Source organism: Micromonospora sp. NPDC047753 (assembly GCF_040642735.1).
GTDB lineage: Bacteria > Actinomycetota > Actinomycetes > Mycobacteriales > Micromonosporaceae > Micromonospora.
Map to the genome: position 1 here is coordinate 1 of NZ_JBEYSL010000277.1, position 8,878 is coordinate 8,878.

General features: G+C 71.1%; 7 protein-coding genes. 1 reads left to right on the forward strand and 6 read right to left on the reverse strand.

Annotated features, from left to right (window positions below; all coding sequences use genetic code 11):
• Positions 1 to 63: 63 nt before the first annotated feature.
• From ABZ749_RS21920 to ABZ749_RS21930, 3 genes are all read right to left on the reverse strand, one after another.
• Positions 64 to 342, reverse strand: coding sequence for a hypothetical protein (locus ABZ749_RS21920; protein WP_357230389.1), 279 nt, complete (start codon positions 340 to 342; stop codon positions 64 to 66).
• A gap of 13 nt (positions 343 to 355) precedes the next feature.
• A complete protein-coding gene (locus ABZ749_RS21925; RefSeq protein WP_357230391.1) occupies positions 356 to 1,141 on the reverse strand; it encodes a hypothetical protein in 786 nt (261 codons plus the stop codon).
• Positions 1,142 to 1,338: 197 nt separating this feature from the next.
• Complete coding sequence (locus tag ABZ749_RS21930; protein WP_357230393.1) at positions 1,339 to 2,577, reverse strand: MFS transporter; 1,239 nt, start codon at positions 2,575 to 2,577, stop codon at positions 1,339 to 1,341.
• A 185-nt stretch (positions 2,578 to 2,762) separates the two neighbouring features.
• On the opposite strand from ABZ749_RS21930, the gene ABZ749_RS21935 reads away from it, so the two are divergent.
• Positions 2,763 to 3,476: an alpha/beta hydrolase gene (locus ABZ749_RS21935; protein ID WP_357230395.1), complete on the forward strand. Its 714-nt coding sequence runs from the start codon at positions 2,763 to 2,765 to the stop codon at positions 3,474 to 3,476.
• Positions 3,477 to 3,543: 67 nt separating this feature from the next.
• Here ABZ749_RS21935 and ABZ749_RS21940 read toward each other — a convergent pair whose 3' ends face one another.
• The 3 genes from ABZ749_RS21940 to ABZ749_RS21950 all read right to left on the reverse strand — a co-directional run.
• The gene (locus ABZ749_RS21940; RefSeq protein ID WP_357230397.1) at positions 3,544 to 5,307 is read right to left on the reverse strand and encodes an alpha/beta hydrolase-fold protein; all 1,764 of its coding nucleotides are present in this window, start codon (positions 5,305 to 5,307) and stop codon (positions 3,544 to 3,546) included.
• Between the two features lie 407 nt (positions 5,308 to 5,714).
• Positions 5,715 to 7,280, reverse strand: coding sequence for an alpha/beta hydrolase (locus tag ABZ749_RS21945; protein WP_357230399.1), 1,566 nt, complete (start codon positions 7,278 to 7,280; stop codon positions 5,715 to 5,717).
• A 69-nt stretch (positions 7,281 to 7,349) separates the two neighbouring features.
• A partial coding sequence (locus ABZ749_RS21950) for a tetratricopeptide repeat protein (protein WP_357230402.1) occupies positions 7,350 to 8,878 on the reverse strand: 1,529 nt, incomplete at its 5' end.

The following is an 8,878-nucleotide window of genomic DNA, read 5'->3' on the forward strand; positions in this document are numbered from 1 at the left end:
ATGTCGTAGTCGGCGCTCATGTCGCCGGCGCCCCGTCCGCAACGGACGGGGCGCTTCGTGGTGTCAGTTGAGCGGTGAATCCGGAACCGTTCGGTCCTCGTCGACGTCGGGGGTACTGGCCAGCTCGATCCTGGGGGACCGGTCCGGCGGGAGGTGGTCGAAGTCGGCGATGACGACGACATCCACCTCTCCGTCGATCATCGACTGCTCGATGCTCTCCCAGGGGGCCCGCATGACTCCTGCGAATCGGTAGGAGTTTCGGCGGAGGTGGCTGAGACACCTCGCGACGACAGGCTCCGACGGCTCGATGTCGGCGGGGATCCAGATAACGGCGATTTCCATGAACCTCTCCTGATCAACGTCGTGGACGCGAGTGGGTGATCAGGAGTTGGCGGGGCGGAGGAGGGCCACGCTCGACGGGTCGGCTGGTAGCGCGCATGTCGACGGCGGTGACGGTGAGCCCTGCGCGCAGAGGCGAGGTGGGCGGCGGAGCTTCGGCCGTTGAGGTGGGTGAATCGGCGCCGCCGGCACCGACCCCGGTCGGTGCGGACGCGAGCGCCGGTACGAACGCCGGTGGCCCCGGTGCGGGCCGGGCGGGCGGGTTGGGCCGCTGTCCGGTGACGGCGGCCTCAGTCTTCCTCGCCTGCCTCGACGCCTCGCCGTCGGACGTGCTGTCCGCGCCGCCCCGGGACACTGTCGCCGGCACGGGCGTCTGCGGTGTCGGCGGTGGCTGCGAGTCGGCCTGTGCCTCCGGGGACTCCGAGGTGGACGGTGCCGGTGTGACCTTGGGCGACGACGAGGGGGTCCCAGCCGGCCGACTTGGCCGGGCGGTGGAGGGCTTGGCTGACGGCGTCGGCACCGTAACTGGAACCGCCGACGGCAGGGGCAGCGGGTCCGTCGAGGGCAGAGGCACGGGCACGGGCACGGAGACGACAGCGGTCGGCAGGGGCAGGGGGACGGTCAGATCCACCTCGACCACGTCGGCCACCGAAACCTTGATGGCCTCCGGCGAGGTGGCAACCTCCACCAGTGGGAGCCGCGACGGCGACGGGGTGTCGGCGTGGGCGGGGTCGGCACCCAGAGCCGCGCCGAGCGCCACCGCGCCGAGCGCCACCGGGGGGAGGCTGTGCCTCAGCCGCATCAGCCGCAGACTGCCGTCAGTGGGATCGCCAGCCCCACCTGGCCCGGGTCACCGGTTCGGTGCTGCTGGCCGTGCGGATGCCCCGCGCACCCTGCCGTTCCCTCCATGGCGGGTTCTTGCCCCGGGGGACTGAGGGGTACACCTCCTGTCGATATCCGGTGAGCGATGTGGGCAGATCGGGAGCGCATCCGGCTGGTTCACGCCCGTGCCTCGACGGGTGTCGGCGTGGCGTCGAGCGGCAGGTCACGCAGTCGCCGGATCGGCGTCGACAGGTAGATGATCGGGGACAGCACGGTGAGCGTCCCGAAGATCAGCAGGGTGGTACGGGCACCGAGGGGCCCGGCCAGGATGCCGGCGAGCAGGCCACCGACCGGGATGGCACCCCAGGAGACGAACTTGACCGTGGCGATCACCCGGGACAGCAGCTCCGGCGGGCTGGCGATCATCCGGTACGTACGGGTGGTCACGCTGAGCACCACAGTGGAACTCGCGAAGATGAGGTTTCCGACGGCGAAGGCCAGGAACGCGGCGGTGCCGGTGCCCAGCGGGATGATGAGCGCGCCGGCCACGCCGACGAAGGCCGCGATGATGAGGCCGCGGGCGGTGCCGAAACGGTTGGTGAACCGGGTCGTCAGCGCCGCGCCGATGAGCGTGCCGAGGCCGTCGGTGGCGATCAGCAGCCCGACCATGAGCGGCGACGCGTGCAGCTCACGCATCAGGTAGAACGGGAAGAGGGCCAGCATGGCGCCGTTGACGAAGTTCGTCGCGGTGGCGTCCCACATGGCCGGTCTGATGATCGGGTGCCGGATCACGAAGTGCCAGCCCTCGCGGATCATCGTGGTCATCGGCGGACGCTCGGCCGGTCGCTGCACCCGCCGGGCCGGCAGGGTGCGCAGCAACGTGGCGGAGAGCAGGTAGCTGACGGCGTCCACGAACAGCGTCGGCACGGCGCCCAGCAACTGCACCGCGAGACCGCCCAGGGATGGTCCGCCCAGCGAGGTGGCGGCGTGCGTGCCGGAGGTGAGGCTGTTGCGGGCCTGCAACTGCGCGGCCGGCACGATCTCCGGCAGGAAGGTCTGGTTCGCCACGTCGAACAGCACGTTGGCGAAGCTCACCACCAGGGCGACAGCGATCAGCTGGGCCACCGTCAGCATGTCGGACCACCAGGCCAGCGGGACCGACGCGATGGCGAGGGCCCGGACCAGATCCAGGGCGACCTGCATGCCGCGCAGCGGCAGACGCTGCACGATCACGCCCGCCGGCAGGCTGATCAGGAGGTACGCCAGATAGCCCGCCGCCGTGATCAGACCCATCTCAAAGGCCGACGCGTGCAGCACGGTCAACGCGGTCAGCGGTAGGGCCAGCGCACCGACCGCCGAGCCGAGTTGGCTGGTCGTGCCGGCGACCCACCACCGCCAGAATGCAGTAAGTCTCATAATGGAACTCACTATAGGGTCCGGCGCGCGGGCAGGCGACCCCGTGTATCCCGGGTGGTCACTGGCGGGCGGTCGGCGTCATCGGCGAGCCGGTCGGACCCGACGTTTCACACTCGCGTGACGGGTATCCAGGCGTACCAGTGCGACCTGCGGTAACAGCTTCACGGAGTGAGGGGGCACCTGTCATGCCTGATCCACAGCCCACGCTCGTGCTCGTGCACGGCGCATTCGCCGAGTCGGCGAGCTGGAACGGTGTGCTCGAGCGGCTGGGTGCCGGGTACGACTCGGTGGCCGTCGCGAACCCGCTGCGCAGCGTGGCGGGCGACGCCGCGTACGTGCAGGATGTCGTGCGGGGGATCGGCGGTCCGGTCGTCCTCGTCGGCCACTCGTACGGCGGCATGGTTATCACGCAGGCCGCAGCCGGCGACACCTCGGTGCGGGCTCTCGTGTACGTCAACGCCTTCGCCCCGGACACCGGTGAGTCGGCGTTGGCGCTCTCCGCGAAGTTCCCCGGCAGCACGCTCGCCGACACGCTGGTGCAGTACCCGGTGTCGAGCGGTGGGAACGAGGTGGCGATCGGCCAGGAGCAGTACCACGCTCAGTTCTGCGCGGACGCGTCGGACGACATGGCCGCGCTGATGGCCCGGACCCAGCGGCCGATCACCGAACAGGGCCTGGGCGACAAGCTCACCGGCGATCCAGCCTGGCGATCGCTGCCCAGTTGGTTCGTGTTCGGCGACGCCGACAAGAACATCCCCGCCGAGGCGCACCGGTTCATGGCGGAGCGGGCCAACCCCCGGGGGCAGCGCGAGGTCGTCGGCGGGTCGCACGCGATGGCGGTGGCCCGGCCGAGCGAGGTCGCCGAGACGATCATCGAGGCGGTTCGGGGCGTGAGCTGACGGTTCGGACGGACAGCCGGTGGTGGGCCAGCGACGAGAGGTCGCCGGCCCACCCCTGCCTGCTTGCCTAGCGGACCCGCAGCTGCTGGTGGACGGCAGCGGTGGGGGCGTGGGCCGCGTCACCGGAGTAGGCGACGTGCACCGGGTACACCCCTGCGGGCAGCCCGGCGGTCGGCAGCTCGACGACGGCCGTGCCATCACGGAGGGCAACCACCAGGGTGGTGCCGCCGAAGGTGACGGCTACTTCGCCGGTCACCTTCGGAGCCTTCGGGTGCGGCGACCGGGCCCGGACGTCGACGGTCAGCGTGAACGTGCCGCCGCGGACGACCGAGGCCGGCATGGCCTTCGCCTTGACCGCAACCCGTCCCGGGCCCGGAGGCGTCAGGGTGACCTGGGCCGAGCGTGACCTGGTCGGGTCGACCACCGACGTCGCCACGACGGTCAGCGACGACGCGGTCTCCGCTGCGGCGACCGAGAGCAGACCCTCCGCGGAGATGCTGGTGTCGGTGGAGGTCGCTCCCTGCACCGACCACGTCACCGCCGGGCTCACACCCTCGTTGGTCGTCACCTGGGCGGTGAACTGCCTGGCCCAGTTCCAGCCCTTCGTCAGGTTCACCGTCGCGGGCGTCACCGACACGGAGTCGACCCCCGACCAGAGGTGATCCCGGGCGAAGATCGTGAACAGTTGGCCCGCCGTCATCCCGTCGTGCGCGCCGGGGACCTGGGTCGTCGCGGCGGTGTATCCCCGCGCCCGGAAGTTGTCCGCGATGGCGTTCTGGGCGTTGAGGTTGCCCTCGAAGACGCCGTTGCCGAGGAAGACGGTGAGGTCGTCGTCCCCGACCGCGTTCGCGATGGTGTCGTAGTCCTGGGTGGTGAGCGACGGGTTGCCCGAGAAGTGTCCGTAGAACGCGAACGTGGTCGGGTAGTTCCTGATCACGACGCCGCCCGTCATCCCGCCGTACGAGAACCCCGCGTAAGCCCGCCCGGAGCGCTCGGTCGAGACGTTGTAGCTGCTCTCGACGAGGGGCAGGATCGTCTGGACCAGGTTGTTGGCCGCGTTGGTCTGGTTGTAGGACGCGAAGCCGAGACTGGTGCCCGTGAAGTGGTTGCCCATGGTGACGACCACGGTCGGCTCGATCTCGCCCCTGGCCGTCATGTTGTCCAGGATGTTCGGGACGTTCGCGGGGACCATGAAGTCGGTCTCGTCGCCGAAGATGCCGTGGGCGAGGTACGCGACCTTGTACGGCTCCGCGCGGTTGGCGTCGTAGTTGGCCGGCAGGTAGACGCCGAGGTAGTGGCCGCTGTCGCCAAGGATCGTGGTGTACGGGACGTACCTGACGGTTCCCCGCTTCGCGCGGTCGGCCACCGGCAACTCGTAGTCCGCACGCGCCTTCAGCACCGGGTCGTTCTGCTTCTTGGCGTACGGCACGTGGACGGCATCGAGGACGTCGTTGTTCCTGACCCGGAACGAGGCTTCGCCCGGCGGCCGAGGGTTCGTCGAGGCGGGGTCCCAGATGCGCTTGTTCTCCCAGCCCTGCGTCGGATCCCAGACGCGGTACCAGTAGCTGAGGCCCCCGGCGTGCAGCGGGACCGAGACCGACCAGTTCCCCTTCGGGTCCCTGGTCATGTCCCGGAGGAACTCGGTGCCGCCCGCGTGATAGCGCCCCGGCTGCCATTCTTCCGGCTGGTAGCGGGTGGTGCCGGTGCCGACGTCGAGCAGGGTCAGGTCCCCGGCGAGGCGGACCTGGGTGGCCTGCGGATTGCGGTAGACGAACGTGACGGTGTACCCGGTCGGTGAGTTGCGGTCCGCCTTGACGGTCGCACCCGGCACGGGGGCGGGCCTGCCGGCGGCGGCAGCCGGCGCGGGGACGACGGCCCCCGCAGCGAGCGCTGTGAACGCGAGAATCGAGATCGCAAGCCGGAGCCTGCGTCTTCCGGTCGTTTCCCTCATGCGCGAAGACTCCTTTGTGGTGGTCGCTCGTCGCGGTCTGGTCCGGTGTGGGGAGTTGAGGGGCTTCGGTGGTCGCTAAATCGAATTAGCATCGGGAGTGTGGCATGGGTACCCCTTTCGATGTCAAGGGTGCCCAGGTTCGGGGCCCGCGCCCGCCGCGATAGGTCCACCACCCCCGACCCGCGGGTTTTCCGAGCCTTATTACCGTCGCCGCCCAGCCGAGCGAGCGGCGACGCCCCAGCACCACCTACCGTGAGCTGGAGCGTCGCCGTGACATCGTCGGCGCGTCAGACCGGGGCGGCCGGGCAGCTCGCGCCGACCGGCGGCGTGGTTCTGGTGATGAGGTACCGCTCCACCTGACGACGGGTGCACTCGGTCCTCGGGTAGCTGGCGTGGCCCGATCCGTCGTAGGTGAGGAGGTGGCCCCGGCTGCCGAGCTGGCGCACCACCCGCTGGGCCCCCTCGTACGGGGTGGCCGGGTCGTACCGCCCGTTGAGCACCAGCAGCGGCGCGCTCGTCCGGACCTGCAGTCGATGTTGTGGGTTGGTCGCCGTCCAGCCCAGGCACACAGCGGCGAAGCGGACGGCCAACGGGGAGGCTCGCAGGTGCGGTGCCGCGGCGCGGGACAGGTCAAGATACCGGTTCCAGTCGGCGAACCCGTCGATCGGCAGCGACCAGTCCTGGCAGAACGCCGGTAGCGCGTACTCGGTCAGGTCCTCGTCGCCGTCGACCGGCACCATCGGGGACGCGAGTGAGGCCGGCTCGCCCCGCTCCAGGGCGAGCAGCATGGTCGCGAGATCGGCCCAGGTCGCGTCGAAGAAGTTGACGAACGTCGCGAACCCAAGCTCGAACCAGCTCAGCGGGGTGCCGGTGGCCGCGTCGACGAGCGTGCCGGCATCGGCACGGCGCATCAGCCGGTCGTAGAGCGCCGGCACGTCACGTCCGTGCAGCGCGCAGCCAGGGTTACGCTCGCACCAGGTCACGAACTCGTGGAACAGCGCCTCGTTACTGGCCGCGCCGCCGCGGAAGTATTCCCGGACCCCCTGGCTGTGGTCCATCACGCTGTCCATGACCAGGGCGCGGACACGGTCGGGGAACAGCTCGGCGTAGGACTGCCCGATCAGGGTGCCGTAGGACCACTGGTAGAGGCTCAGCTGCCGCTCACCGAGTGCGGCCCGGACGGCGTCGGTGTCGCGCGCGACGCTCACACTGTCCAGGTGGTCGAACACTGGGCCACTGTTGGCACGGCAGTCGTCTCGCAACTGCCGGTTGTAGGTGCGGAGCCGCTCGAACTCCGCCGCGTTCACGGGTGTCAGGGAGGGGTGCTGACCCAGCAGCGCCGATGAGCAGCGCACCGATGCGCTACGGACCGTGCCCCGGGGGTCGAAGCCGACGATGTCGAAGCGGCGCAGCACGTCCGGCCCGAGCTGGCTGGCAGCCGTCAACGCCACGTCCACCCCGGACAGGCCGGGACCGCCGGGGTTGAAGACCAGGACACCGATGCGGGCGGCCGGGTCGGTGGCGGGCCGCCGGGCCAGCGCCAGAGGGAAGGTCTCCCCTCCCGGTCGGGCCCAGTCGACCGGCAGGCGCAGAGTGCCACACCGCGTGCCCGGATCGTCGGGCTGTTCCGGGCACGCCTGCCAGTCGATGCGACCGTTCCCACCGCCGGTGACGTCCACGGTGACCGGCCTGGCACCGCCGGTCGTCGGCGTGGTGCCCGCAAGCGACGGTGGGGCGTTGAGCGACAGGGTGACGAGGGCCGCGACGACGGCCGAGAGGCTGCCGAGGAGCCGCCGTCGTCGACGGTCGACCCCGCGCGGATGCCGGATGGTGGTTCTCTTCGTGGTCAACATTCGTCCAGCCTGCCGACGCCCGGTCCACGTCGGATCCATGCCGGTCCGGGGACGGCCGGCGCAGGACGTTCACTGGTACGCGGCCAGCCGTTCGGACAGCACCGCGGCCTGTGGATGACCGACCCGGTCGAGGATCGCCAACGCCTGCCGCCACAGGCCGACCGAGGTGTCGTGGTCGCCCAACGCCTGATGGGTGTCGCCGAGGCGGACGAGCGTGTCCGCCCTCCCGCACGGGTCCTGGACCTCGGAGTAGAGCGTGAGCGCGCGCCGGTAGCAGTCCGCCGCGCTCGGGTGTTTTTCGAGGCCGTGATAGGCGAATCCGAGACTGTCCCAGGTGTGGGCCGCGCCGAGCCGATCCTCGGCCTCCTCGTAGAGCGCGAGCGCCCGCTCGCAGTAGGCGATGGCGCGGGCGTGCTCGTCCAGCCGCGCATGGCTCCAGCCGAGCGCGTTGAGCGCCGCAGCCTCGCCGAGCCGGTCGCCGATGTGGCTGGCCAGTGCCAGCGCCTGCCTGGCGTGCGGCAGCGCCGACCCGGCATCTCCCTCGATGTCGGACAGCCAGGCGAGGTGCAGATGGGCGCTGACCTGCCCCGGGCGGTCGCCGGCCTGGTCGTACCGTGCCATCGCGCGCCGGAGGTGGTGGTGGGCCGCACCGAACCGGCGGTTCTGGATATGGGCCAGCGCGAGGTCCCGGTGGGCCAGCGCCTCGGCCTGTGGGTCGGCGCGGCGGCGCGCGACCGCGACCGCGATGGTCTGCACGGTGGCCAGGTCGGGCCACTGCGAAAGCCGCCCGAGCAGGGGAGTGAGGGCCTGGGCGAGCTGCCCGGCGTGGGCGTCGAAGCCGTGCGCGATCGCGTCGTCGACGGCGGCCAGCAGCACCCGCTGTTCCATGGTGAACCAGGCCAGCGCAGCCCGGTGGTCGGCGAACGCCGACGGTGACGCGTCGGTGGGCAGGGGCGGCGGATCGAGCGGCTGCCAGCCGGGGTCGACAAGCCTCGCCGCGTCACGAGCGACACGCAGATAGTGGTCGAGCACGCGCCTGCGGACGGCGTCAAGGTCGGCCGGAGGGTCGAGAGCGCGCGTCAGTTCCTCCCCGTACGCGCGGAGCAGATCGTGACAGCGGAAGCGGTTGGGGGATCGCTCGGCCAGCAGGTTCGCCCGGGCCAACTCGTCGAGCGCCGGCCGGATCAGGTGCGGTGGCGCCCCGGCGAGGCTGGCCGCCGCCGCCGCGCTGACGTCCGGGGCGGGATGCAGGCTGATCTGCCGGAACAGCCGGGCCGCGTCCGCGCTGAGCAGTCGGTACGACCAGGAGAGCACCGTGCGCACGTCGGTGGCGGCATCGTCGGTGGCCAGGGCGGTGAGCCCGCCCCGGCTCGCCGCCAGGTCGTCGGCGATGGCCTGGAGCGGAAATGTGGGCCGGGCGGCGGCTCGCGCGGCCACGATGGACAGAGCCAGGGGCAACCGCGCGGTACGTCCGATCAGCTCGTCGACCGCTGCCGGCTGGGCGATGACCCGCTGCGCGCCCAGTCGGCGGACGAGCAGTTGGCGCGCTTCGTCGTCGCTGGGCAGGTCCAGCGCGAGGAGATGGGCGCCATCGGTGG